This is a genomic window from Candidatus Culexmicrobium sp. (assembly GCF_058356305.1).
Genome location: NZ_JBTVBB010000030.1, coordinates 71,448 through 93,090, shown reverse-complemented (window position 1 = coordinate 93,090; position 21,643 = coordinate 71,448). Strand labels below are relative to the sequence as shown.

At 33.7% G+C, this 21,643-nt stretch carries 37 protein-coding genes; 5 read left to right on the top strand and 32 right to left on the bottom strand.

Features of this window, described 5'->3' with window-relative positions:
- Positions 1-202: 202 nt before the first annotated feature.
- The 17 genes from ACW8TM_RS09170 to ACW8TM_RS09090 all read right to left on the bottom strand — a co-directional run bounded on the left by ACW8TM_RS09170 (position 203) and on the right by ACW8TM_RS09090 (position 7,392).
- A complete protein-coding gene (locus tag ACW8TM_RS09170) occupies positions 203-496 on the bottom strand; it encodes a TIGR04076 family protein (RefSeq protein WP_491532988.1) in 294 nt (97 codons plus the stop codon).
- Positions 497-498: 2 nt separating this feature from the next.
- On the bottom strand, positions 499-1,395 hold the full coding sequence (locus tag ACW8TM_RS09165; RefSeq protein WP_491532987.1) for a glycosyltransferase family 2 protein: 897 nt from the start codon (positions 1,393-1,395) through the stop codon (positions 499-501).
- Complete coding sequence (locus ACW8TM_RS09160) at positions 1,396-1,626, bottom strand: hypothetical protein (RefSeq protein ID WP_491532986.1); 231 nt, start codon at positions 1,624-1,626, stop codon at positions 1,396-1,398.
- Between the two features lie 80 nt (positions 1,627-1,706).
- On the bottom strand, positions 1,707-2,246 hold the full coding sequence (locus tag ACW8TM_RS09155) for a PIN domain-containing protein (RefSeq protein ID WP_491532985.1): 540 nt from the start codon (positions 2,244-2,246) through the stop codon (positions 1,707-1,709).
- On the bottom strand, positions 2,213-2,452 hold the full coding sequence (locus ACW8TM_RS09150; protein ID WP_491532984.1) for a hypothetical protein: 240 nt from the start codon (positions 2,450-2,452) through the stop codon (positions 2,213-2,215). Before ACW8TM_RS09150 ends, ACW8TM_RS09155 begins: the two co-directional genes overlap by 34 nt.
- Before the next feature lie 75 nt (positions 2,453-2,527).
- Complete coding sequence (locus ACW8TM_RS09145; RefSeq protein ID WP_491532983.1) at positions 2,528-2,953, bottom strand: retropepsin-like aspartic protease; 426 nt, start codon at positions 2,951-2,953, stop codon at positions 2,528-2,530.
- A complete protein-coding gene (locus tag ACW8TM_RS09140) occupies positions 2,950-3,192 on the bottom strand; it encodes a DUF5678 domain-containing protein (RefSeq protein ID WP_491532982.1) in 243 nt (80 codons plus the stop codon). Before ACW8TM_RS09140 ends, ACW8TM_RS09145 begins: the two co-directional genes overlap by 4 nt.
- A 248-nt stretch (positions 3,193-3,440) precedes the next feature.
- Positions 3,441-3,680 carry a DUF2283 domain-containing protein gene (locus ACW8TM_RS09135; protein WP_491532981.1) on the bottom strand — a complete coding sequence of 80 codons (240 nt, stop codon included), beginning with the start codon at positions 3,678-3,680 and terminating at the stop codon, positions 3,441-3,443.
- 13 nt (positions 3,681-3,693) lie between these two features.
- Positions 3,694-4,506 carry a type VII toxin-antitoxin system HepT family RNase toxin gene (gene hepT / locus ACW8TM_RS09130; protein ID WP_491532980.1) on the bottom strand — a complete coding sequence of 271 codons (813 nt, stop codon included), beginning with the start codon at positions 4,504-4,506 and terminating at the stop codon, positions 3,694-3,696.
- A 101-nt stretch (positions 4,507-4,607) separates the two neighbouring features.
- Positions 4,608-4,829, bottom strand: coding sequence for a DUF2283 domain-containing protein (locus ACW8TM_RS09125; RefSeq protein WP_491532979.1), 222 nt, complete (start codon positions 4,827-4,829; stop codon positions 4,608-4,610).
- A 112-nt stretch (positions 4,830-4,941) separates the two neighbouring features.
- A complete protein-coding gene (locus tag ACW8TM_RS09120; protein ID WP_491532978.1) occupies positions 4,942-5,115 on the bottom strand; it encodes a hypothetical protein in 174 nt (57 codons plus the stop codon).
- Positions 5,108-5,551, bottom strand: a complete 444-nt coding sequence (locus tag ACW8TM_RS09115) for a type II toxin-antitoxin system VapC family toxin (protein ID WP_491532977.1) — start codon at positions 5,549-5,551, stop codon at positions 5,108-5,110. The genes ACW8TM_RS09120 and ACW8TM_RS09115 overlap by 8 nt, the downstream gene beginning before the upstream one ends.
- Before the next feature lies 1 nt (position 5,552).
- Positions 5,553-5,780, bottom strand: a complete 228-nt coding sequence (gene vapB, locus ACW8TM_RS09110; protein WP_491532976.1) for a type II toxin-antitoxin system VapB family antitoxin — start codon at positions 5,778-5,780, stop codon at positions 5,553-5,555.
- 69 nt (positions 5,781-5,849) lie between these two features.
- Positions 5,850-6,272: a nucleotidyltransferase domain-containing protein gene (locus tag ACW8TM_RS09105; protein ID WP_491532975.1), complete on the bottom strand. Its 423-nt coding sequence runs from the start codon at positions 6,270-6,272 to the stop codon at positions 5,850-5,852.
- A complete protein-coding gene (locus ACW8TM_RS09100; protein ID WP_491532974.1) occupies positions 6,263-6,679 on the bottom strand; it encodes a DUF86 domain-containing protein in 417 nt (138 codons plus the stop codon). Before ACW8TM_RS09100 ends, ACW8TM_RS09105 begins: the two co-directional genes overlap by 10 nt.
- 22 nt (positions 6,680-6,701) lie before the next feature.
- The gene (locus ACW8TM_RS09095; protein ID WP_491532973.1) at positions 6,702-7,019 is read right to left on the bottom strand and encodes a nucleotidyltransferase domain-containing protein; all 318 of its coding nucleotides are present in this window, start codon (positions 7,017-7,019) and stop codon (positions 6,702-6,704) included.
- A complete protein-coding gene (locus ACW8TM_RS09090; RefSeq protein WP_491532972.1) occupies positions 7,009-7,392 on the bottom strand; it encodes a HEPN domain-containing protein in 384 nt (127 codons plus the stop codon). Before ACW8TM_RS09090 ends, ACW8TM_RS09095 begins: the two co-directional genes overlap by 11 nt.
- Before the next feature lie 296 nt (positions 7,393-7,688).
- On the opposite strand from ACW8TM_RS09090, the gene ACW8TM_RS09085 reads away from it, so the two are divergent.
- On the top strand, positions 7,689-8,102 hold the full coding sequence (locus tag ACW8TM_RS09085) for a pepsin/retropepsin-like aspartic protease family protein (protein WP_491532971.1): 414 nt from the start codon (positions 7,689-7,691) through the stop codon (positions 8,100-8,102).
- 113 nt (positions 8,103-8,215) lie between these two features.
- Here ACW8TM_RS09085 and ACW8TM_RS09080 read toward each other — a convergent pair whose 3' ends face one another.
- The 11 genes from ACW8TM_RS09080 to ACW8TM_RS09030 all read right to left on the bottom strand — a co-directional run bounded on the left by ACW8TM_RS09080 (position 8,216) and on the right by ACW8TM_RS09030 (position 13,814).
- Positions 8,216-8,884 (bottom strand): acylphosphatase, encoded by a 669-nt coding sequence (locus ACW8TM_RS09080; protein ID WP_491532970.1) that lies wholly within the window; start codon positions 8,882-8,884, stop codon positions 8,216-8,218.
- A 23-nt stretch (positions 8,885-8,907) separates the two neighbouring features.
- Positions 8,908-9,258, bottom strand: coding sequence for a nucleotidyltransferase domain-containing protein (locus tag ACW8TM_RS09075; protein ID WP_491532969.1), 351 nt, complete (start codon positions 9,256-9,258; stop codon positions 8,908-8,910).
- Between the two features lie 36 nt (positions 9,259-9,294).
- On the bottom strand, positions 9,295-9,672 hold the full coding sequence (locus ACW8TM_RS09070) for a hypothetical protein (RefSeq protein ID WP_491532968.1): 378 nt from the start codon (positions 9,670-9,672) through the stop codon (positions 9,295-9,297).
- 117 nt (positions 9,673-9,789) lie between these two features.
- Positions 9,790-9,927, bottom strand: a complete 138-nt coding sequence (locus ACW8TM_RS09065) for a hypothetical protein (RefSeq protein ID WP_491532967.1) — start codon at positions 9,925-9,927, stop codon at positions 9,790-9,792.
- Between the two features lie 135 nt (positions 9,928-10,062).
- Entirely contained in the window at positions 10,063-10,530 is a 468-nt protein-coding gene (locus ACW8TM_RS09060; protein ID WP_491532966.1) for a nucleotidyltransferase family protein, read from the bottom strand.
- 243 nt (positions 10,531-10,773) lie between these two features.
- Entirely contained in the window at positions 10,774-11,661 is an 888-nt protein-coding gene (locus ACW8TM_RS09055; RefSeq protein ID WP_491532994.1) for an SPL family radical SAM protein, read from the bottom strand.
- Positions 11,651-11,893, bottom strand: a complete 243-nt coding sequence (locus tag ACW8TM_RS09050) for an MGMT family protein (RefSeq protein WP_491532965.1) — start codon at positions 11,891-11,893, stop codon at positions 11,651-11,653. The genes ACW8TM_RS09055 and ACW8TM_RS09050 overlap by 11 nt, the downstream gene beginning before the upstream one ends.
- A gap of 394 nt (positions 11,894-12,287) precedes the next feature.
- Positions 12,288-12,434, bottom strand: a complete 147-nt coding sequence (locus tag ACW8TM_RS09045; protein ID WP_491532964.1) for a hypothetical protein — start codon at positions 12,432-12,434, stop codon at positions 12,288-12,290.
- 1 nt (position 12,435) lies between these two features.
- Positions 12,436-12,663, bottom strand: a complete 228-nt coding sequence (gene vapB / locus ACW8TM_RS09040) for a type II toxin-antitoxin system VapB family antitoxin (RefSeq protein ID WP_491532963.1) — start codon at positions 12,661-12,663, stop codon at positions 12,436-12,438.
- Between the two features lie 469 nt (positions 12,664-13,132).
- Positions 13,133-13,447 (bottom strand): nucleotidyltransferase domain-containing protein, encoded by a 315-nt coding sequence (locus tag ACW8TM_RS09035; protein ID WP_491532962.1) that lies wholly within the window; start codon positions 13,445-13,447, stop codon positions 13,133-13,135.
- Positions 13,440-13,814, bottom strand: coding sequence for a HEPN domain-containing protein (locus tag ACW8TM_RS09030; protein WP_491532961.1), 375 nt, complete (start codon positions 13,812-13,814; stop codon positions 13,440-13,442). Before ACW8TM_RS09030 ends, ACW8TM_RS09035 begins: the two co-directional genes overlap by 8 nt.
- Before the next feature lie 270 nt (positions 13,815-14,084).
- On the opposite strand from ACW8TM_RS09030, the gene ACW8TM_RS09025 reads away from it, so the two are divergent.
- Complete coding sequence (locus ACW8TM_RS09025; protein WP_491532960.1) at positions 14,085-15,119, top strand: P1 family peptidase; 1,035 nt, start codon at positions 14,085-14,087, stop codon at positions 15,117-15,119.
- A gap of 25 nt (positions 15,120-15,144) precedes the next feature.
- On the opposite strand, the gene ACW8TM_RS09020 is transcribed toward ACW8TM_RS09025, so the two are convergent.
- Positions 15,145-16,062 (bottom strand): GDP-mannose 4,6-dehydratase, encoded by a 918-nt coding sequence (locus ACW8TM_RS09020; RefSeq protein ID WP_491532959.1) that lies wholly within the window; start codon positions 16,060-16,062, stop codon positions 15,145-15,147.
- Positions 16,063-16,236: 174 nt separating this feature from the next.
- Positions 16,237-16,551, bottom strand: a complete 315-nt coding sequence (locus ACW8TM_RS09015; RefSeq protein WP_491532958.1) for a transcriptional regulator — start codon at positions 16,549-16,551, stop codon at positions 16,237-16,239.
- Between the two features lie 245 nt (positions 16,552-16,796).
- Here ACW8TM_RS09015 and hepT (ACW8TM_RS09010) point away from each other — a divergent pair, with 245 nt between their 5' ends.
- Together hepT (ACW8TM_RS09010) and ACW8TM_RS09005 are read left to right on the top strand one after the other, a co-directional pair.
- Positions 16,797-17,228: a type VII toxin-antitoxin system HepT family RNase toxin gene (gene hepT, locus ACW8TM_RS09010; protein WP_491532957.1), complete on the top strand. Its 432-nt coding sequence runs from the start codon at positions 16,797-16,799 to the stop codon at positions 17,226-17,228.
- On the top strand, positions 17,212-17,613 hold the full coding sequence (locus ACW8TM_RS09005) for a nucleotidyltransferase domain-containing protein (RefSeq protein WP_491532956.1): 402 nt from the start codon (positions 17,212-17,214) through the stop codon (positions 17,611-17,613). The genes hepT (ACW8TM_RS09010) and ACW8TM_RS09005 overlap by 17 nt, the downstream gene beginning before the upstream one ends.
- A gap of 7 nt (positions 17,614-17,620) precedes the next feature.
- On the opposite strand, the gene ACW8TM_RS09000 is transcribed toward ACW8TM_RS09005, so the two are convergent.
- Positions 17,621-19,009, bottom strand: a complete 1,389-nt coding sequence (locus tag ACW8TM_RS09000; RefSeq protein ID WP_491532955.1) for a nucleotide sugar dehydrogenase — start codon at positions 19,007-19,009, stop codon at positions 17,621-17,623.
- Between the two features lie 230 nt (positions 19,010-19,239).
- On the opposite strand from ACW8TM_RS09000, the gene ACW8TM_RS08995 reads away from it, so the two are divergent.
- On the top strand, positions 19,240-20,088 hold the full coding sequence (locus ACW8TM_RS08995; protein WP_491532954.1) for a Rossmann-fold NAD(P)-binding domain-containing protein: 849 nt from the start codon (positions 19,240-19,242) through the stop codon (positions 20,086-20,088).
- A 1-nt stretch (position 20,089) separates the two neighbouring features.
- Here ACW8TM_RS08995 and ACW8TM_RS08990 read toward each other — a convergent pair whose 3' ends face one another.
- Positions 20,090-21,613, bottom strand: coding sequence for an MATE family efflux transporter (locus ACW8TM_RS08990; RefSeq protein ID WP_491532953.1), 1,524 nt, complete (start codon positions 21,611-21,613; stop codon positions 20,090-20,092).
- Positions 21,614-21,643: the final 30 nt, after the last annotated feature.

Below are 21,643 nucleotides of genomic sequence, written 5' to 3'. Positions count from 1 at the left end.
ATATCATAGACTGCCTTAAATTTCTGTTTTGATCCGACTCTTAAGAGAGATCCATGGACTTGTAGGTAATATATGTCTTTTAGCCATTATTCAGCCACTTCATGTATTTTCTGTACAGGAGCTTGACTCTTCATGGTCAATACCTTATATGACATTAAATTATAAAATAGTTAACTTCAATTAACTTTTTTGTAGAAGCATGTCATTTCACTTTTTTGATTTTGAAGATTACTGTTCCTCCGTTGGTGTATGGTTTCCATGGGTCTACGCATTGTAGGTATGCGTTTTCCCTGTCTTCTGGTTTTGTTAGTCCTAGTTTTACTGGGTCTGCTCCTTCATCTAATGCCACTGCATAGTGTAGTATTACTGATAGGGCGTGGATGCATAGGGCATCTGTTTTGTCTAGCAGTATTCTCGGTCCTTCTATGATTATTTTGTCTCCTACTTTGTGTACTGGGCATTTTCCTCTTACTTCTATTACTTCGATTTCAAGCATTGCTATGTTTTCTTCATGAGTCTTGTTATTGTGTATAGTATTAGTGCTGTTATGAATAGCATTGTTCCCATGAATAGGGCTCCTATTGTTATTAGTGCTATTGGTATGCTGAAGTATCTTGTTTGGTTGAATATCCATATTAGGTATGTGGCTGCAAGTATTCCTGTTAGGGTTAATATTATTCCTGGTATTCCTAGTAGTTTTAGTGGTTTTTCTTCTGTTACTAGTTGTAGTATTCTTGTGATGATTTTTGTTGCGTGTGTTATTGGGTTTTGGGTTGATGCTTCTGGGTGGTGGTGGATTTGGATTGGTTTTTCTGTTATTTTTAGGTTGTTTTTCTTTGCTTGGTATAGTATGTCTATGCTTGCTCCCATGTCCGTGTCTTCTGGTGTGATTAGTTGTACTGCTTTCCTGCTGTATGCTCTGTATCCGCTTTGTGCGTCTGTTAGGTTTTGGATTTTATAGGTTTTCTTTGTTAGCCATGTTATTGTTTTTATTCCTAGTTTTCTCCATGTTGGCTGTTTTGATTCGCCTAGGAATCTTGAGCCTATTACTATGTCTGCTTCACCATTGAGTATTGGCTGGATTAGTTGTGGTATTTGGTTTGGGTCGTGTTGTGCGTCTGCGTCTAGTGTGATCATTATGTCTGGATTTCTTTTCTTTGCTTCTAGGAATAGTGTTCTTAGTGCTGCTCCGTATCCCATGTTTTTGGGGTGGTTGATTACTGTTGCTCCTAGTGCTTTTGCTATTTGTTCTGTCATGTCTGTTGATCCGTCGTTGCAGATTATTATTTCGTCTAAGTATGGTTTTGTTTGTAGGATTATTTTTGCTATGTATTTTTCTTCGTTGTAGGCGGGTATGCAGGCGATTATTTTTGGTTTTTGATTGGTTTTTTGCATTTATGGTACTGTTACGCTTTTTGCTAGGTTTCTTGGTTTGTCTGGGTTTAGTTTTAGTTTTTGGTGTATTTCATCTATTTTTCCACTGTCTTTTTTGATGTGTATTTTTTCTTGGCTTATGGTTGCTGTTCCAGCTGAGTTGTAGCCTTTGTATTCGAGTCTTTTGGGGGCTTGGTGGAGTAGTGGGGCTGTTAGGCCTTCCTTGAGGATGTAGCCTATTATGTCGCACATAAAATTTGAAGCTTAATCTGGTTCTTCTAGTTTTAGTGTTGCTTTTGAATTGTAGTGAACTTTCATATTATTTATGCTTTTCAACGATTTATTGGTGGCTTTATGTTTGACTTGTTACTTGGAGTAGTTTTTAGGATGATTTTTACCTTGTTCCATTCTTCGAGTTTGATTTCTTTATTTATTGCTTTGATTATTATGCTTGTATCTATTGCGAGGTATTTGCTTGTTTTTAGTGAGTGTTTTATTATGTCTTTGTCGTTTGTCCATATTGGCTTTTTGAGTTTTAGTGCTAGAGCTATGAAAGGTGTGTCTTTTTCGTCGAATTGTTTAGCGATTTTGTATGCTTCATGTATTTTGTCTTGGTAGTTGGATTCTTTTATTAAGTTTATTTTTGGTTTTATTAGTTCTCTGTAGATGTAGTTGAATTCTTCTTGTTTTAGGTTGGCTTTTTTACAGATTTTTTCTTTTTGTAGTTCAATTTCTCTTATTAGGTGGAGGGGTGAGTAGAAGTTGATGTTTGAAAATATTATTATTTTTCTTGTTGTTTTGCCTTTTATTATTGCTGAAAGTACTTTGTTTGTGTCTATTATAATTTCCATTTTTTCTTTAGTTTTTGCCAAGCTTTTTCCTTTATTTCTTCATCTAGTTTTAGGATGTCTTTTTCTGTTAGTTTGATGTTTTCTGTTAGTTTTTCTGCTATCATGTATTTTAGTAGGAGTTTTTTGAATTCTTCTGTTATTATTTTTTGTAGTTTGTTCTTTAGGAGTTTGTCTTTTGATATTATTAGGCTTATTTCTTCTGGTAGTTCTATTGTTACTTTAGTCATAGTTTTCCCTGTAGATAGTTTGGTTTTGTACTATTTAAATTCAATTTTTAAGGGGGTTGGTTGTTACGTCTATGTTTATTTTTCTAGGTATAGTTCTTTAGTGTTGTAATTGTAGGTTAGTTTGTATTTGTTGATTATGTCTCTTCCCATTATGCTTGGGAGTAGTTTTAGTTTGGGATGTGGACATTTACTTGTAACGATGTGAATTTTTAGGTGTTCTTGAACTGTTTCTCTGCTTTCTGATATGAATGTTATTGTGGAGTTTATGGGTGTTGCTTTGATTAGTCCTCCTAGGCCTGAGAAGTCTTTTTGTGGTTTAATTTTGGTGATGTTTATTTCGAGGCGTTCTAGGTCTCCCCAGAGGATCATGGTGTTTGAAGCTCCAGTGTCGATTAGGAAGGGTATTGTGGCTTTAACATTTAGTTTTTGGAGGTTTATTGCTGCAACTATGAAGGGTGCTGGAGGATGGTATGCATAGTTTATGTAGCCATGTATTTTCAAAGTATTGCCTCTATTGGTTTTTTGGAAAGGTATTGTATTAATATTTGATTTGGATGTAATCCTTGGGCTTTGAGTTTTTCAATTAGCTTTGTTAAGTTTTCATGTGAGTTTAAGACTTTTTGATTTCGAATTGCAACCCATTTGTTTTCGTATTTGGATAATAGTTTTTCTCGGTTTTGTAGAAACCATTTGTAGTCTTCATTGAATTTTATGAGGGTTAATATGGTTTCCTTGGACATCTATTTCACCAATTTAATTTAACTTTCATTCTGCGTTATATTAAGTTTGTTTTGATGAGGGGTTTGTGGATGTTTTCGTCAGCTAGGAGCTTCAATGATGAAGACTTTTGTTTTCTTTAGGATTTGTGTGGTGTATTTTATGGCTTCTAGAAAGCTGTAGCCCTTAATTGTTGGCATTATTATGCACCAATTAGCTTAGCTTTTATCTATATATTTAAATCTGTTGATGATTGGCGTTGATGGTTTGTTTAGCTGATTTTTGATAGTATGAGTTTTATGGTTTCTTTTTTGGATTTTGCTAGTTCCATGAGTGTGTTGATTAGTCCCTTTTTTGAGGCGTCAAGTATTTCTACTAGTACTACTTTTCGGTTGGAGTCGTATCCTAGGATTACGTCGTTGTCTAGTAGTTCTTCATTTGCTAGGGAGCTTTCCCTAACCTTTAGGACGAGTATGTCGGCCTTGGAGTCATAATTGATGATTAGATTCATTATTTTATAACCTTTAGATGTTAGATTTATACTTGTTTCTGAGGTATTTTTCAACTTCTTCTACTGTTTTTTGGGCTGTTTTGATTGTTTTTTCAATGTTTTTCCATAATTCTTTGTGGTTTAGGTGTCTGTATCTGTGTACTAGTGTGTGTCTTAATGGTATTAGTTGGAGTATGCTTTTTGAAGTTTCCTTGTTTATTATGTTTTCTTTTCTGGCTAGTTCTACATAGTCTTTGTAGTATGCTGCTACTCCTAATCCTAGACCTGTGACTAGGTGTCTCAGTAGATCTATCATGGACTCAATTATTGTTTGCATTGTTCTTTCAAGGGATTTTCTTAGGTGTTTGTTGGATGCTACTTTTTCAAATCCTATCGATAATAGTTCTTGTAGGTCGAATATGTCTTCCTTTATTCTGCTTATAATGCTTCTTATGACCATTATGTCTATTGGATTTCTTTTTAGCCATTGTCTTGAGCATGTTTCCATTTCAAGTTCATATACTTCTACGGCTTCACTGTCTATGTTTACTTTGACTCCCCTATTGATTATTATGGTTCCTTTGCTTAGTATTTTTAGTTTGAGTGTGGGATCTGTGGATTCTAGATTGATTATGGATATTTTTTCTTCTGGTAGTGAGAGTGAATTGGCTATTTCAGCTGATAAATATGGAATTATGGATTTGTCATCGACTATTAATGCTAGGTCTAAGTCGCTTATTGGTGTAGCTTTATGAGTTGCATAGCTTCCGAATAGTATGGCCAACTTTACCTCCTTAAATCTCTTAAAAATGTTTTGAAGTTTAACTTTGACTTCATCCTGCTTCATGTAGCTCATTTCCCTTAACTTAGTTTGCTGCAAGTAAAGACAGAAAGTGTTTATACATATATTTTCTGATTTCTTTTTGTCTTAGTAGTTGTTCGTGTGTTTTAGGCTTTTATTTCTAGTGCTTTTTTGATTTTTTCTGCTATTTTTGTTGCTATTGGTTCTGCTATGTTTTTTGATGCTCTCCATATTTCTATTCCTGCTATGGTTTCGTCTTGTGCTATTTCTATGAATATGTCGTCGTTTATGTCTATGGTGTCTTTTATTGGTCCTTCTTTTATGACTATGTATAGTATGTCTACTTCTGGATCGTAGTGGACTTTCATTTTATTTTCACCCATCTGGCCTTTTTAATACGCTTTTTAACTAACTTGTTAACGTTTACAGTATCTATAATTGTTGTGACCTTAATATTGTTATCCTCAATAGTGTATGCTATTAGGAGGTAGTGATTTTTTCTTTTGTTCTTGGACCTATTGCTATTAGGTTTTTGGTGGCAGTATCTAGGTAGAGTTGGATGGGGGATTCAATTATTTGAGTGACTTCGTCTTCGCTGATTTCTCTTATTTTTAATCTCATTGAAGCATGAGTTGTATAGATTATTTTATTCATTTTTCATTGTTTTAGTTGGGAGATGTATTATGTTTAGGTTTTTTGCTTCTAGTTTTTGTTTGAGTTCTTCGTCGAAGGATGCTAGTTTGTATTGGTTTTTTAGGGCCAGCGTTACGTAAGCTGAATCGTATACAGTTATGCCTAGTTTGGCGGCGTTGTCTAATGCTTCTTTAATTATTTCTTTGAAGGTGTAGATTTTTGATGCACTGTTTGTTATTAGTGGTTCTATTAGATCTCTTAATGTTTTGTAGTTGTTTTTGGGTATTCTTTTTAGTAGGTAGGTGTGTTTCCATAGTACGTTTGCTGTTTCTATGTATGCTAGATCTATTGTTATGAGCTTGTTTTCTGCTTGTTGTTTTAAGAAGTTTGTTGCTGCTTCATAGTTTTGGTCTTTTACTATTATGCTTGAAAAGATTGATGAGTCTATGACATGCATTTTAGGTTTTTTCTCTGAATTCTCTTATTGTTTTCCATGCTGGTTCATCTGATTTTTTAATGTTTTTTAAAGCTTTGTCTATTTGATGGAGGATTTGTTTTAATTCTTCGATCCTAATTTTTTCTTCTATGAATTTTTCGATTTCTTTTTGCCATTTTATGTGTTTTAGGGCTTTTATCTTTGCTTTTAATTCTTTTTTGATTCTTATGCTGAATGTTTCAGTAGACATTTTTATCCACAAACTTGTAGACAAGATATGAATATAAATTATTCGTTATTTTATAGTCTCTCTAATAGTTTATTGTTTTATGTTTTCTATTCTTCCAGTTGATAGATTGTCTATTACTGTTACTTTGATTTTTAAGTCTTGGTTTTGGCTTAATGCTTGGTATGCGAGTTGATTGTATAGTTTTTTGTCTTTGAGAATTATTGGTTTACCCTTTGAGAGAATTTTGAGGCGGAGTTTTGGCGGTAGTTTATTTATGGGTGTTAGGTGTATTGGAATGTTTATTGATTGTTCAAGTTTATCTGCTAGTAGGAGGAGTTCTTTGAATTGTAGGGGAGGAGTCGTGTATATGGCTAAGTCTATATCTCTTATTAGGTTGCTGTGAAGGATGGATCCATAAATGATTGCTAATTTGACTTTAGGGTTTTTCTCTAAATGCTTTTTAAGTTTGACTGCTGATTCTTTTAGACTTGTATTGTAATATTTTATTTCCATGTTCTGATATTCTCCTCCACGATACGTAATAGCTCATGTATGCATTTAAAGTTGCTTTTAATATTTTCATATATTTTAGAGTCATCTATAACCCAGTATCTATGGATTAAGAGGTTTCTCAGCTTAACCAAGGCTATGAGATCATCTCTACAGTTAACATTTAATCTTTCAGCTACATGTCTTACTGCATCTGCATAGGTTTGTGGAGTATGATTATAAAGTTCACGTGAAACATGTATACATAATGCTACCAGAGCTTCAACTAATACTATGACATTATATCGAATGGCATATTTCTCGTCAATGTTGAGATTTATGAATGGTTTTGAAGTTAGCCTCTTAAGCTCCGTAATGGTCTCCCTAATTTCTGAAATTCTATAATCAATAACATCAATGTCTATGGGCATTTCTAGAGATAACGGATAACTATTATACTTTTATTAGTTTTGCTTTTCTTTTGTATATTTCTAGTTTTTCTGGTGGTTGGATGTGTATTTCGAAGGGTGGTTTTATTTCTGCTTTCCATAGTTTTAGGTGTATTTGATCTGGATTTGCTCTTGTTATTATTAGTATGTCTATGTCGCTTGAGTAGGTGTGTGTTTTTTCTGCTACTGATCCGAATAGGTATATTTCAGCTTTTGGATCTATTTGCTTGATTACTTGTTTTATTGTTTCTAGGTGTTTCTCTAGGTTTTTGAATATTTTCTGTTTTCTAATTGCTTCTTTAACTAATATTTTATGGGACATTTTCCATTATCTCCAATACTGCTTTTAGAAGTTTTTCTACTTCTTTTCTCTTAAATTCTCTTCCAATATATCTTGATGTTATGTATGCGTCTTCTAGTATTCCCAGTTCTAATAGGTAGGTGTCTAGTAGTTGTTGAATTTTTTCCTTTTCACTTGATGTTTCTGATAATATTTCTAGAAGTCTTCTTAGGCTGTGGGTTTTTGGATATTCGACTCCTTCTGCTAATAGTTTTGCTTTTAAGAATAGTTGTAGTGATTGCTCTAGGCTGAAGGCAGCTAAACTATAGAAGCCCCTTCTTATTTGGATTCTAGCTGTTTCTAGGAATTCTTCTGATCTTTTCATTAAATATTCTATTTCACTTTTGCTAGTCAATTGCCATCCTCATAGCTATAAGTTCATTTGACATAGTTTAAATTTATGTTTTCTTCTTTATAATTACACTGTATTTATTTGATGCTTGTCTGTTACATATTTCAATTGCCATTGTCAAATTCTCCTTTAATTATTTGTCTTTCTCTGGTCTGTTTTAGTTCAGTTAGAGATGGGAAAACTTATTATTTTGTGTTTTGATTTTGAGTTTTGGGTGGCATTTGTGGAGGAGTTACTTCTCACTTTAATGGAGGATGAAGAGTTATTGTTGACGCTAATTGAACCTGGAGTTGTTGAGGATGTTGAGGTTAAGGGTAAGGATAGAAAGAGTTGATGGATTGACATACGTTAATTACTTGGCTATTGGGAATAGTGGTTTCATTGGCGTTGAGCCTGAAGTTCTTCTGCCTTCTAGTATTGCTGAGGAGCTTAGACTTAATGAGCTTGGTGAAGCTGAAGTATATTCTAAGATTACTGGTGATGGCAGACGTGTGAAGTTTTTGAGGTATAGGAATGCTGTTAAAGTGTATGTGGATGCTGAAGATAGAGTTGAGGGGCCTGTTGAAAGTGCAGTTCTAATTTCACCTAGGGCTAGATACATATTGCTTAATGATAAGCTTCTTGGGAAACTGAGGATAGTTCTTTTAGATTTTGGTGAGGGAATCTGGTGCTTTAGAGATGAAGTTGGGAAAAGAGAGAGAAGAAGCATTTAATCCACACTATAACTTAATCGTATATTACTTGATGACTTAAATTTCATAGCAACTAATCATTATATTTTATAGATGAATTCTCTGCTATTGCTGTTTTGGATAATCTGCTCAACTTATTTTGACAGCTTTTCTATTGCTTGTTTTAGGAGTTTCATTGTTTGGTTTAGTGTTTGTCTTGTTTCTTTTGATTCTTTTACTAGTGTTTCTAGGATTACTGTTAGTTTTTCTGATATTTCTCCATATTTGTTTAGGATTTGATTGAATTTTTCATCTGTTTTCTTGGTGAAGTCTCTGAACTCTTGCCTATAGTCTCTAAACTCCTCTCTATAATCTCTAAATTCATTTCTAAAGTCTCTAAACTCTTCTCTGTAATCTCTAAACTCTTTTCGATAGTTTCTAAACTCTTCTCTATAGTCTTTGAATTCCTTCCAGTAGTTTAGGAATACGCTTTGCATTGCTCCGAAGCCTTCTTGGAGCTCTTCTGCTAATTCTCCATAAATTATTTTGAATGTTTTTAGTTTTGGATTTATTTTTGCTTCTTCTATTTTAATGTTTTTTACTTTTCCTAGGGGTGGATGCTTTATTTCTTCTAGGAGTTTTTTGAGTTTTTCTTCTTCTCCTTGTATGAATATTTGGACTGATCCATCTGGCTTGTTTTGAATGTATCCTGTTAGGTTTAATTCTTGAGCTAGGTCTAGGACATGTCTTCTATAGCCTACTCTTTGAACTTTTCCGTATACTGTTATGTTGTAGGCTTTTAGTTGCTTGTTATTTTGCTTCATGGTTGAGGTTATATGGCTTCGTTCTATTTTATTTTTATTAGTTTTGCTCTTTTCTTGTATATTTCTAGTTTTTCTGGTGGTTGGATGTGTATTTGGAAGGGTGGTTTTATTCCTGCCATCCATAACTTTAAGTGTATTTGGCTTGGATTTACCCTTGTTATTATTAGTATGTCTATGTCACTTGAGTAGGTGTAGGTTTTTTCTGCTACTGATCCGAAGAGATATATTTTGGCTTTTTGATCTATTTGCTTGACTGTTTGCTTTATTACTTCTAGATGTTTCTCTAGGTCTTTGAAGGTTTCTTGCCTTCTAATTGCTTCTTTAACTAGTATTCCATGGGACATTTTTGTTTTTACTATGACTGTTTTCTCCATACTAATTTATGTATTCTTTATTGTTTCTTTGTTATGTTATGGTTGGGTGATTTGAGGAGTATGAAGATATATTCCTTCTGTTAAGCCTAGCCACATAATATAGGCGGGGTTTAAGAGCCATTTTCTTGCTTGAGGGCACCATTTAAAGACATTATTGTTTTTAAAGTTTTCCATCATGGTTTTGGCTCTATTTAACCCCGCCTTTAATATTTTGACGCCGGGGGTTAGAATGAGCTTCTCTATAATTGACTTTAATATTTGAATTATATGTTGATTTATTATTTTGCTTTTAATTTTTGAGTATATTAGGGCTGCACGGTAGAATGCTCTTTCAACTCTATCGAGTTTCCTCCAGTTTCCGTTCCTTATTCCCCGGCGAAAATAGGAAAATAGGAGATTGTAAGTTAGGGGCATATTGTCCCCTTTTTAGATTATGTTTTAGGTCTATAAAATTTTATCTATTTGATAGTTAATTTTTGTGTAGAAAATCAATTTGATTTCCATAGTTCAAGTATAAGTGGAAAAAGGTCATTAGGCTATTTTCTGGTCTTTATTGATACTCTTTTGCTCACTAATCCCTCTTCCCATTATTCTGAGTCCTGCATATCTCGTGTATTTTATGCAGAGCTCATCCTTATATGAAGCACCTAGTATATGTGCTATTTTCATCTCAACATAAGTTCCCACATAGATAGTTAAGAAGCTTGGAATTAATGGTCTAACAAGGCTCAGACTTTAACATCTTTAACATTATATCTGCTTCAATTTTTCTTTCTCTTCATGAGATATGTTAACTTCAAGCTCTCATTCCGATATTATCCCGGAGAGGGCTATAGGTTTTCCATTGGCCCTTACCCATCCATACTTTCCATTTACAGTCTTGTATCTGACAAGTTTAGCCTTCTTTATCAGTCTTCTCCCCTTCTCAAAGAAGCTTTTTATCGCTTCATTTCTATCCCAGAGGATAACTCCATCATAGAGTATGTTGAGCATTAGAGGTGTAAGCTCATAATCCTCACTAGATATCTCATCAAGCTTTACATCGATTAATGTGAGAGGCATATTCGCATATTCGGCAATCACACTATATGCCTTGGCCCTTACATCGAATCCACTTAAACCCTTAAAGACTATAAGTACGTCGACGTCGCTGTCTCTCTCAGCCTCTCCACGAGCTCTACTACCAAATAAAACTAATCCTACAAATTCTTCTCCAAAAAGGTCTGCTAGCTTCTCAGCAGCATCCCTTAAAGCCTTGATTAAATCATCCATCGTTTTCTCTCCAAGCTAATTAACCCAGTATACTAATTTCAATCTTTCTAGCTCCTAATCATTCTTGGTTGTAAATGTTTCTTTGATAGTTGAAAGGAATTTTGAATAGACATCCATACTTGGAGGAGGGGATGATGTTTTCCTAGAATTTATAGCAAATAGCAAAAATAAGAAGAGAAAGAAGTATGTAACCTACAGTTTATTAATTTTATGTTACATTGATAATTACAATAAGGTAGATGCCTAAATAATTCTGTTTTTAATTTCATATTTTCCACATAGTCTCTTTGCTTTTTCTTCAAGCTCTCTTCGATATTTCTTTGATGGTTGAAAGGAGTTTTTGAACAGACTTTTATATTTGGGAATAAGATGTGGATAATGTTTTTCTAGGAATTTATAGTAGAGAGTTTTACAGTCTGCTGGTTTATTGCCATATAGAGTTAAGGCTCCCATAAAAATGAAATCTGCCCCAGAATCCCTTGCTGTCCTTATCATTTCATTAAGTTCTTTTTCAGAGTCTGACAAGTAGGGTAAAATGGGTATATAGGAGACACCTACTAAGAATCCATTTTCTTTACATTTCTTCATTGCCATGAGTCTCTCCCTTGGTTTTGGTGCTCCTGACTCTAAAATTTCCGCTAAATCTTCATTTAGAGTTGAAATTGAAAAATTAATTATCACACCTCTCTTTAACTTATCCTTCAAATCAACTGGCAGTATAGCTTTTCTATCAATCTCCCCTAGTAAATCTAAATCTCTTAAGACTAGAATTGACTTTGTAAGTATATGGATGGGAAAATGATATTTTAAAATTACTTTAAGCAATCTTCTTGTTAACTTTAATTTTTCCTCTATTTTCTGGTAGGGTTCTGTTACTGTTGATAGGGCAATAATTCCATACTCTTTTTTCTTTGCTCTTCTCTTCAACTGTTTGTCTAAAATTTTTGGAGCATTTATTTTTGCTGATAAAGTTTTCGCCATGTTTTCTCCATATTTACTTCCTCTGATATAGCAGTAAATACAATTGAAGGAGCATCCAGAATATGGATTTATAGAGTAGTCATCTAAAAACCAGGCATCCCGTTTCTTATGCTTGTTGAGAATTGACTTTACATAGATTTCATTTATCATATTTAATTCCTTCAATTTCAAGTAGTTTCTTCTTAACATTTATTCCTAGAGGATAGAAGCTCATTAAGGTTCTCTTTTTAATTAGTAGTCTATGGTATGATATTAACATTTGGAAGGGATTTCTCATTAATGTTACTAAAACCCCTGAATATCTAACTCCTGAACGCTTTGAAAGCTCTGAATACGTTATTGCCTTTCCCTTTGGAACTTTTACTAATTCCTCATAAACCATTCTGTTTTTGTAATTGAAGTTTGGTAGTTTAAAACTTCTACGTTAAACCCGAAGAGGTCCAATTCAGTCATCCTTTCATCATGCTTACTGGACAAGTGGATTTCATTTTAATTTGTTAGGTTTGGAATATATATTATGTCTAGGTTTGATGCTTTAATTTTTGTTTTAGTTTCATGTCGAAGGATGCTAGTTTATATTTGGTTTTTAAGGCTAAGGTTATGTAGGCTGAGTCATATACGGTTACTCCCAGTTTGAGGGCATTATCTATTGTTTGGCTTAATATTTCTTTGAAGATGTAGATTTTAGCTACACTATTTGTTATTAATGGTTCTATTGAGTCTCTTAGTGTCTTATAGCTTCTTTCTGGAATTCTCTTTAGAATATAGGTGTGTTTCTATAATACATTTGCTGTTTCTATATAGGCTAGATCTAATGTTATAAGTCTTTTTTCTGCATGTTGTCTTAGAAATTTTATTGTAGCTTCATAGTATTGGTCTTTTACTATTATGCTTGAGAATATTGATGAGTCTATGACATACATTTTAGATTTTTTCCCTGAATTCTCTTATTGCTTTCCATGCTGGTTCATCTGATTTTTTAATGTTTTTTAGGGCTTCTTCTATTTGATTAAGGGTTTGCTTTAATTCTTCTATTCTAATTTTTTCTTCAATAAATTTTTCAATTTCCTTTTGCCATTTTACATGTTTTAGAGCTTTTATTTTTGCTTTTAATTCCTTTTTAATTCTTATACTGAATGTTTCTGTAGACATTTTTATCCACAAAACTGTGGACAACATCTATATAAGTAATTTGTTGTTTTAGAATCCCTGAATATTTATGGTTAAGTCTGATAGACTATTTTAGATCTAAATATTTTCTCAAGATTTTGTCTATTGATGCACATATTGACACTCTCTCCGCTGAAGTGGAGAGATTCTCGGTTTTTTCAGCCTGAAGGCTTCATCATACCGAGTTCTGAGCTGTGTAATATTGATCTCAATCTATTCAATAACACTTCAACTAAGAAATCACATGGAAAATCCTATGGCTGGGAAAAGTTGTGTTTAAATAGTGATTTCCTGATTTGATAATTTAGTCTCAATTATATTAAAATTCATAAGTTTGACTTGTCAAATTATAATTTCAACTGATAATTTAAAATATGGTGTTTTAATTGTTTTACAATCTCTTCTTTAACTTCGAAGTAATAATTCGGCTTCCCCTCACTCTTTATGCTCCTTAGATTCTTGTTAGTTTAGTCATTCTCTTGTACCATTGGATGTCCTTTGGTTTCCTTACATGTATTTCGAAGATTTTTGTGAATTCTTCTTTGACTATTGCTTCAAGGATTTTCAGCTTATCCTTTTCCGTTATTATTAGTATGTCTATGTCACTTGAGTAGGTGTGGGTTTTTTCTGCTACTGATCCGAAAATGTAGATTTCAGCGTTTGGATCAATATTTAACACTATTTTCTTTAGCTTCTCTAAATAGGTGTTTAAATTATTGAATATTTCTCTTCTTTTTAAAGCTTCTTTTATGAGGTATTCATACATGTTTTATAACCTCATCAAATGCTTTCTTAACCTTCAGAACCTCATCCTCTCTAAATTCTGTTGCCACATATCTTGAAGAAATATATGCTTCTTCAAGAAGTCTTAATTCTACAGCATATTCTTTCAAGAGTTCTTTCAGCTTATCATCATTTCTTATGGTAGCTAAAAGCTCTAAAAGTCTTCTAATACTGTGAGTACGAGGATATGCTACACCTTCATCTAGAAGTTTTGCTTTAACTTGAAGCTGTAAAGCCTGTTCTAGGTCGAACATTGCTAGGGCATACATTTCATTTGCCATATGGAATTCATATGTTCGAATATATTCCTTGGATCTTTTTCTTAGCGATTCAGCCTCCTCCCTACTCATATATTTACTCGTTTTACAACTGGAATAAGAATTTTGCTGTTTATACAAGGCTCCCTTAAGATGCAATTTTATTTGACTGTTAAATGCATCCTTCATGTCGGCAGCTATTATCACTAAATAGTAGGGATATAGCGTTCTCAAAGGCTCTTCACGTTTAAGTGTCTACGAGGCTCTCTATTATCTGAATACATTTTAAATGTTATTGATGTCAAGTGGTATGGGATATTAAGTTTTATTTTTAGTGGTTTTTATTGTTTAGTGGTGTTGATGATGAATGATACTATTACATTGGTTGATGGTGTGAGGGTTGGTTATTGTCATGACTATGAGAGGTTGACTGGTTGTAGTGTAATTGTTTTGGATGAGGATTGTATTGTTGGTGTTGATGTTAGAGGTGGAGCTTCTGGTACATATGAAATTGCTGGTTTTGGACTTGGTTCTCTGAGGAAGGGTGTTGATGCAATTTTTATTTCTGGTGGTAGTGCCTTTGGATTGGATGTAGCTAGTGGTGTTAAGAGAGCTTTAATTGAGATGGATAGGGGTTTTGAAACTCCACTTGGCAGATTGCCATTGGTTGCTGGTGGTATTATTTATGATTTAGGTGTTGCTAGGGGGCTTCCAGATAGTGAAATGGGATATATGGCTTGTAGGAATGCTAGCTCTAAACCTGTCGAAGAAGGTAGTGTTGGAGCTGGATTGGGTGCTACTGTTGGGAAAATGCTTGGATTAAAATATTGTATGCGTGGTGGTTTAGGTAGTTGTGCATTTAAGCTTCCAGGTGGAATTGTAGTTGGAGCCTTAGTTGTTGTTAATTGTTTTGGCAATGTATTTGACTTGGAGAGTGGTAGAACTTTAGCTGGCGTTAGACGTATGGATGGTAAGGGATTTATTGAAGCCTATGAAGCTGTAAGGTTACTTGGTGATGTTAGTGGACTAGAGAATTTAGGTTTGAATACTACTGTTGGTGTTGTAGCTACTAACGTTAAACTTGATAGGAATGAAGTTGCTAGAATTGCAGTTATGAGTCATGATGGATTGGCTAGGGCTATTAGACCTGTTCATACATTTCTTGATGGTGACATAATGTTTGCAGTTTCCACTTGCAAAGTAGATCTACCAGGAATTGGAAGTTTTAGTGGTGGAAAGAGTCCCTTTAGAAGGCTTGATGGAAGAAATTATCTCATTAGCCTTATTGGTGAAATTGCAGCTGAAGCTGTTAGGAAAAGTGTTTTGAGAGCTATTTTAAAGGCAGAGTCTATTGAGGGAATACCGAGTGCAACTGACTATCTGGAATTAACTGGCTGATTGATTTTAGAGAAATGTCTTAGGTTTAACTCCACTTTTCTATTGTTTTCTTTAATCCTTCTTTTAGAGTTGTTTTAGGATGGAAGTCTAACTCACTTTTTGCTTTAGAAATGTCTGCATAGCTGTATCTTATGTCTCCCTTCCTCTGCTTCTTGAAAATTATTGGTGATTTGGTATGTGTTAATTGCTTTATTGTCTCTGCTAGTGTTATTATTTTTGTTGGCTTTCCAGTTGCAATATTATAGGTTGCAGTTCTCTTTGCCTCTAATGCAAGCTTGAAGGCTTCAACTACATCTTCTATGTAGATGAAGTCTCTTACTTGGTATCCATCTCCATAGATTTCCAATGGTTTTCCATTTAGAGCATTATTTATGAATATGGTTATTACACCTGAGTATTGGTTTAAGGTTTGTCTTGGCCCATAGGCGTTGAATATTCTCAGTATAGTTGTCTTTATTTTGTATAGGTTGCTATAGGTTTTAAGATAGTTTTCAGCTGCTATTTTAGATGCAGCATATGGAGATAATGGCCTTAGTGGATGAATCTCTTTTATTGGTAGGTAGATTGGATTTCCATAGACTGCAGCTGATGAGGAAAATATGAATTGTTTCACCTTTCTTTTAGCTGCTTCTCTAACTAGCTTTAATGTTGCAGTTACATTTACTCTATGATAGATTAATGGTTTTCTCATTGATTCAGGTACACTTGTCAATGCTGCTAAATGTATTATTGCATCTACATTTCCAATTGCTCTTCTAATTACTCTTGTATCTGTTACATCTCCCTCTATGAAGATTAATTTTCCCCTTTCTAGGTGTGGTTGAATATTCCCTATTCTTCCAGTACTTAAATTATCTAGAACTATTAACTCATGATCATCTACAAGTTTGTCTACTAGGTGGCTTCCAATAAATCCTGCTCCACCAGTAATTAGAATTTTCATCGCTAAATTCTATTATTTATTTTGGTTTAAAGAATATTATGGATGAATTAGTCTAAAATTATTTGTGAGGCAAATTAACTTTAAAGTATATACAATTTATTTATACTTTAAATTACTTTATTTACTTGAGTTTATATGTAAAATGGGTTGTATATGATGTATGTTTGATCGTTCCTACTCTTCCTTTTTAGTTTCCTCCTTCTCTTCCTTCTCTTCTTCCTTTTTTGCTTCTTCCTCTAGTTTTTTAAGTTCTTCTTCTAGTTCCTTTTCTATTTCTTCTATTGGTTTTGGTGGTGGTGTTGTGGCGAGTGTATAGCCTATCCATGCTACTATTGCTAGTACGACTCCTACAGCTGCAAGTAGGGTTAACTTGATTACTATTACATCTAATCCGATCCAAGGTGGGAAGAATAATAACCAGAGATAAACTAATATTCCTATTATTGATCCTACTAGTAGGCCTGCCCCAATTAAAGCATCTCTTTCCATGACAACTCCCCCAATTACATCTTTAATTTATCATTATTTTATTATAAAACATTTACCAATTTCCATGTTTTCTAAACGAATACTTTTAAGCTTAAAATAATGGTTAAATATGAGAGTCAAACTAATACCTCCTTAAAATAGTTTTGACACTTCCCCTACTAAAGAAGGAGAGCTTTTGGCGTCAATTTAGTAAGACTCGTATATAATTAAATATCATGTTTAGAGAATATAATTCAAGTGAGAAAATGGTTAAAGTTGATGTCGTTAGAATTAGAAGATTAATTAATGAAATTTATGAAGGATATGGAGTCATCAAGAATATTGTCAGTATGCCAAAGGAAAAGTTCCTTAACGATTTAAGGGCCAGATATGCAATTAGATATGCTATAATTGAAATTGTTGAGGCTGCTGCTCTTATAGGATTACATATACTTGAGAATAAATTTGGAATTTCACCTGAAACTTATAGTGAAATTTTTGATATACTTGCAAAATACAATGTAATAAAACCAGACACATGTGATGGTATGAGGAGACTTGCTGGATTGAGAAATATTGTAGTTCATCGTTATTGGATAGTTGATGATTCAAGAATATATGATGAAGCTTCTAGGAATGGCTTGTTCATTATTGAAAAGTTTATACGTGAGGTTGAAGAGTATGTCAAAGGATTTTAAATTTTTTGAGATTGATCCAAATAGATTGAAGAGCATTCTCATACATCTAATGGATGCATTAAAAGAGAGGAAAGAAGTCATTTTAGCTATTGTTTTTGGTGGAGTGCTTGAAAGGAGTAGAGTTAGAGATATAGATTTGGCTGTCCATTTGAATTCTAATGAAATTAGCGATGAAGTTGAAGCTGCAATCTATTCAGAAAACCTTTCAAGAAAGCTTAGTAACATGATTGGCATACCAATTGATGTTATTGTGCTTAATTTTGCTCCAATATGGCTTAAGAGAAGAGCACTAAATGGAATAATTCTGGTTGATAGAGATCCAATACTTAGACTCAGCCTTAAATTAGCGGTAAATGATAATTTAATTAAACGTTTCACTAAATAGTTGAATACTATATGGAATAATATTTCCTTCCACTTATAGATATGTATAGTGTATTTTTAGGGATTTCAGTCTTGGTATAGAGGTTTCTTCCATCTATCATTATGACTGGCTTCCTAGCATTTTCAACTAGCTTAGTTAAGTCTAGTTTTTTGAATTGATTGTGGTCTGTTGTAATGATTATTGCATCCGCATCTCTAACTGCTTCTTCTAATGATAATAATGGGATATTATTCTCCATAAGCTTTGAATCATACTTTACATAGGGATCATGAACTCTAACCTTTGCATTTAACTTGACTAAATAGTCTATTAACGAATATACTGGTGATAGTCTTGTATCTGAAATATTTCCTCTAAAGGCAAGTCCAAGTATAGCTACACATGATTTTTCAATACTCTTTCCCACCTCCTTGAAGGCATCTAATAGTAATTCTACTGTATATGAAGGCATTTCATCATTTATCCTTCTAGCTAGACTTGTTAATTGTAGATTTACACCAACTTTTTCAGCTATTTTAATTGTAAATTGCGGGTAAATTGGAATGCATGCTCCTCCAACTCCTACTCCAGGTATGTGGAGATGGCAGTATGGTTGACTATTTGAGGCCTCTCTAATCTCCATGAAATCTACATTCAATTTTCTACATAGTTTCGCCAGTTCATTGGCTAATGCAATATTAACGTCACGATATATTCCCTCAAAAAGTTTTGATAGTTCTGCAGCTGTAGAGTTGCTTAGTACTATTACACCTTTCCTTGCTATACATTCATATAGAGCGGCTACTGCTCTACTGCTCTTAGGACCTATTCCGCCAATAATTTTTGGATAGTTTTCCTCAATATCCTGTAATGCTCTTCCAATAAACACTCTTTCAGGACTGAAAGCTAATCCAAATTCCTCCTCAACTTTTAATCCACTAATTTCCTCAAGTATTGGTTTTGCAATTTGTTCTGTTGTTGTTGGAGGTACACTTGACTCAATAATTACGAGGTCTCCAACTTTGAGGCCTTTTGCAATCCATTTTAATGCTGACTTTAAAGCTGAAAGATCAAATTCAAGTGTTCTTAAATCTATTAGAGTTGGAACTGTAATTAGCTTTACATTCGTCCTCTTAGATGCCTCTACACCATTTATTGTGGCAGTAAAGCAACCATTCCTAATATACTTCTTTAGAACTGGTGTTAGTTGAGGTTCATCTATAATTTTAAATTTTAATGAGTTTAATGATTTAACCCATTCTTCATTAATGTCTACTCCAATTACCCTTGCCCCTGCATTTAGCCATGAAATTGCAAGTGGAATTCCAACTCTCCCTAAACCATAAATTGAAACTGTTATCAACCCATCCTTAAGCATTGACTTCAACTTGACTGGAGGTAAATCTAGGAGGTTCATAGAGACACCAAATTAACTGTTTTTTCAGAAAAAAGAGTAAAAAACACCTTTATATAAATATTTACCCCATCAGCAATGATGCCCCCCTTTACATATATCCATAAAAACACTTGTCCACATATAATCAATTGAATTAACATTCAAGGTGAAGACACATCATAGTTTTAATTGTAATGTGTCATTAAACTATATAATTTCTCAAGGCCTCAATAGTTTCATTAGGTGAAGCAATGTTCTGGATGGAGAGACCAACTCTAATGGTCGGTGATGAAACTTTATGCTCAATTCTAAGTGAGAAGATGATTAGTAGAGGAGCCTACATATACTATTTAGCTCCAATTAAAAGTAGATTCGACATAGCTTATAGTAGCAGAATGCAAATCATAAGCAAGGATCCAGCAAATATAACTGGATCTGAGAGATTTATTAGAAGATCATCATTAATCTTCTATATGCTCTCAAGTAAATATTTAGAGAGAAACTATAATGCTACACTTGAATTCATAAGGAAAATTACAAATTCAACTATAAGTAGAATTGCAAAAATAATAGTTACAATACCAATGGAGGAGGGAAAAGTAGACTTAACAGAGCTTATAGAAATATTTTCAAGCAACACCCATACTATCGGTTCAATAGTAGCTGTACCATCAATTTATGGGCCGAGGATACAGAGGGGATTAATATTTGAAGCCCTAAAACAGTTGAAGGAAGACCCATATGAAATTAAAGTGGAGGCAAGCCCCTACAGCATGAAGGAATTCATATACATTGAAGATGCAATGACAGCTATAACAAAGCTGCTAGACAAAATAAAAAGCTTCAAAATCTACCGTTTAACTGGAGATAAAATTAGAGTTTCAATTTTAATTAGAAGACTATTAGTAATGCTGGGATTAGATGGAATAACAGAAATCAAGTATACAGGTAAAATCTTGAGGAAGAATAGGAAGCTTATTGAAATCTCCAAGGAGCTTGAATGGTTTAAGCCAGCCATGAAGATAAATGATGGTTTAAGAAGAACCATAGACTGGTTTGAAGCAACATATGGACCAATACTAGTATGTCCAAGAAAATAATTTAAAAGCTAATCATCCTTTTAAATTCCTTAATTGAATCCCTAGCCAACCTTCTAGTTTCCCTATCAATTAGAAATAATATTGAGAAGTAAGTAAGAGCACCTAGAAGAACACCCTTAAGTGAATTTATAAATGCATCTAAAAATCTTTCATAACTAGTTTGCCCAATACCAGTAAACCATAAAACAATAAACATTACTGTTGAAGAGAAAAGATACCTTAAAATCCTATTATAGGGCAATGTCAAGTTTAATTCACTTTTAACCTTAAACCAGAAATATAGGAGAAGTATGAGGAAGATGAAAGCTTTAATACAACTCCAACCGAAAACTATGAAGGCAGCATCACTAACTCCAATAATTAAGGTGTAATTTAAGAAAACATACAATATTAAAAGCATAATAATGAAAGCCACTAGACGAGCTGAAGGAACAACAAACAATTTACTCCTAATATAATCGATGAATGATGCATCCCTATTCAACTCAACCCTCTCAATACCCATTAAACTTCCAGAAAGAATACCACTAAAACTAAAGAGTAAAGCGTAAATTGATGAAATCATAAGGGCATCTGAAGATACTGTATAATCAATTTTCAGTAGTGATAGAAAACTTTTAGACATAGCCATAGTTCCAAAAACCATTGGAAGAGAAAACATTGAAACATAGTCAATTACAACTTTAACATCTTCAGCTCCACCACCACTAAGAAGTCTAGGGTAAAGTGCAGATGCAAGCGTATTAGAATATAAGATAACTGCAATTACAGTTTGAATAGCCTTCATATGAGCTATAGGTATGGTTGAATTAGTCAAATGGGAAACAAGCATCACATCTAATGAGCGTAAGTAACCTAGAAGAACAATATTATAGGCTGGAAGCCACCACAACTTGACCCACCTCTTCATCAAATCAACATTTAAACCGTCACCTAGATCCCTACGCAAATAAAATGCTAAGAAAGCAGCATAAACATAACGTGCAATTATAAATGATAGAAGGGCACCAGCAAGTCCCCATTGAAACTGAACTACTAGAAAGTAGCCTACAATAAGCTTCATAGGCTCCAATACAAGTTGACCATAACCAATAGCTTGAGGAGCAACTCCACTAGCAAGAGCACTAAGTGAAGAAGCATAATACTCAGCTGGAATTTGAAGCAAAACCATTATGAAGAGGAGGAGATATAAGTTTTCAATTCCATTCACAGGAGGAGAAATAAAGGGATAAAATAAAATGTAAAGACCAATCATAAAAGCCATGACAATAGAGTTTAAAATTAAACCAGTCCTACCAACCCTAAAACCCCTACCAGCATATCTTGTAAGCCAATAATTAGTTAAGCTACCAGGAACAACTACATATTGAATTAGAATACCAATATAATGCCACAATCCAAACTCAACATCACTTAAACGCCTAGAAGTCATAGTTACAAACATCAATCCAGTGAAAATACTAACTAAATTAGATGTAAAGTTTATGAAGCCTGCATATTTCAGCCTTATCCTCCGCCTAGACATCTAAGCATCCTCGTCAAACCTTATATTGAC

Coding starts and splice junctions, on each gene's coding strand:
- ACW8TM_RS09170 (WP_491532988.1), bottom strand. CDS start 496: ATGCTTGAAATCGAAGTAATAGAAGTAAGAGGAAAATGCCCAGTACAC.
- ACW8TM_RS09165 (WP_491532987.1), bottom strand. CDS start 1,395: ATGCAAAAAACCAATCAAAAACCAAAAATAATCGCCTGCATACCCGCC.
- ACW8TM_RS09160 (WP_491532986.1), bottom strand. CDS start 1,626: ATGTGCGACATAATAGGCTACATCCTCAAGGAAGGCCTAACAGCCCCA.
- ACW8TM_RS09150 (WP_491532984.1), bottom strand. CDS start 2,452: ATGACTAAAGTAACAATAGAACTACCAGAAGAAATAAGCCTAATAATA.
- ACW8TM_RS09140 (WP_491532982.1), bottom strand. CDS start 3,192: ATGTCCAAGGAAACCATATTAACCCTCATAAAATTCAATGAAGACTAC.
- ACW8TM_RS09135 (WP_491532981.1), bottom strand. CDS start 3,680: ATGAATCTAATCATCAATTATGACTCCAAGGCCGACATACTCGTCCTA.
- hepT (WP_491532980.1), bottom strand. CDS start 4,506: ATGAAGCAGGATGAAGTCAAAGTTAAACTTCAAAACATTTTTAAGAGA.
- ACW8TM_RS09125 (WP_491532979.1), bottom strand. CDS start 4,829: ATGAAAGTCCACTACGATCCAGAAGTAGACATACTATACATAGTCATA.
- ACW8TM_RS09120 (WP_491532978.1), bottom strand. CDS start 5,115: ATGAATAAAATAATCTATACAACTCATGCTTCAATGAGATTAAAAATA.
- ACW8TM_RS09115 (WP_491532977.1), bottom strand. CDS start 5,551: ATGCATGTCATAGACTCATCAATCTTTTCAAGCATAATAGTAAAAGAC.
- vapB (WP_491532976.1), bottom strand. CDS start 5,780: ATGTCTACTGAAACATTCAGCATAAGAATCAAAAAAGAATTAAAAGCA.
- ACW8TM_RS09105 (WP_491532975.1), bottom strand. CDS start 6,272: ATGGAAATAAAATATTACAATACAAGTCTAAAAGAATCAGCAGTCAAA.
- ACW8TM_RS09100 (WP_491532974.1), bottom strand. CDS start 6,679: ATGCCCATAGACATTGATGTTATTGATTATAGAATTTCAGAAATTAGG.
- ACW8TM_RS09095 (WP_491532973.1), bottom strand. CDS start 7,019: ATGTCCCATAAAATATTAGTTAAAGAAGCAATTAGAAAACAGAAAATA.
- ACW8TM_RS09085 (WP_491532971.1), top strand. CDS start 7,689: ATGTTGAGGTTAAGGGTAAGGATAGAAAGAGTTGATGGATTGACATAC.
- ACW8TM_RS09080 (WP_491532970.1), bottom strand. CDS start 8,884: ATGAAGCAAAATAACAAGCAACTAAAAGCCTACAACATAACAGTATAC.
- ACW8TM_RS09075 (WP_491532969.1), bottom strand. CDS start 9,258: ATGGAGAAAACAGTCATAGTAAAAACAAAAATGTCCCATGGAATACTA.
- ACW8TM_RS09070 (WP_491532968.1), bottom strand. CDS start 9,672: ATGCCCCTAACTTACAATCTCCTATTTTCCTATTTTCGCCGGGGAATA.
- ACW8TM_RS09065 (WP_491532967.1), bottom strand. CDS start 9,927: ATGAAAATAGCACATATACTAGGTGCTTCATATAAGGATGAGCTCTGC.
- ACW8TM_RS09060 (WP_491532966.1), bottom strand. CDS start 10,530: ATGGATGATTTAATCAAGGCTTTAAGGGATGCTGCTGAGAAGCTAGCA.
- ACW8TM_RS09055 (WP_491532994.1), bottom strand. CDS start 11,661: ATGATAAATGAAATCTATGTAAAGTCAATTCTCAACAAGCATAAGAAA.
- ACW8TM_RS09050 (WP_491532965.1), bottom strand. CDS start 11,893: ATGGTTTATGAGGAATTAGTAAAAGTTCCAAAGGGAAAGGCAATAACG.
- ACW8TM_RS09045 (WP_491532964.1), bottom strand. CDS start 12,434: ATGTATGTCATAGACTCATCAATATTCTCAAGCATAATAGTAAAAGAC.
- vapB (WP_491532963.1), bottom strand. CDS start 12,663: ATGTCTACAGAAACATTCAGTATAAGAATTAAAAAGGAATTAAAAGCA.
- ACW8TM_RS09035 (WP_491532962.1), bottom strand. CDS start 13,447: ATGTATGAATACCTCATAAAAGAAGCTTTAAAAAGAAGAGAAATATTC.
- ACW8TM_RS09030 (WP_491532961.1), bottom strand. CDS start 13,814: ATGAGTAGGGAGGAGGCTGAATCGCTAAGAAAAAGATCCAAGGAATAT.
- ACW8TM_RS09025 (WP_491532960.1), top strand. CDS start 14,085: ATGAATGATACTATTACATTGGTTGATGGTGTGAGGGTTGGTTATTGT.
- ACW8TM_RS09020 (WP_491532959.1), bottom strand. CDS start 16,062: ATGAAAATTCTAATTACTGGTGGAGCAGGATTTATTGGAAGCCACCTA.
- ACW8TM_RS09015 (WP_491532958.1), bottom strand. CDS start 16,551: ATGGAAAGAGATGCTTTAATTGGGGCAGGCCTACTAGTAGGATCAATA.
- hepT (WP_491532957.1), top strand. CDS start 16,797: ATGGTTAAAGTTGATGTCGTTAGAATTAGAAGATTAATTAATGAAATT.
- ACW8TM_RS09005 (WP_491532956.1), top strand. CDS start 17,212: ATGTCAAAGGATTTTAAATTTTTTGAGATTGATCCAAATAGATTGAAG.
- ACW8TM_RS09000 (WP_491532955.1), bottom strand. CDS start 19,009: ATGAACCTCCTAGATTTACCTCCAGTCAAGTTGAAGTCAATGCTTAAG.
- ACW8TM_RS08995 (WP_491532954.1), top strand. CDS start 19,240: ATGTTCTGGATGGAGAGACCAACTCTAATGGTCGGTGATGAAACTTTA.
- ACW8TM_RS08990 (WP_491532953.1), bottom strand. CDS start 21,613: ATGTCTAGGCGGAGGATAAGGCTGAAATATGCAGGCTTCATAAACTTT.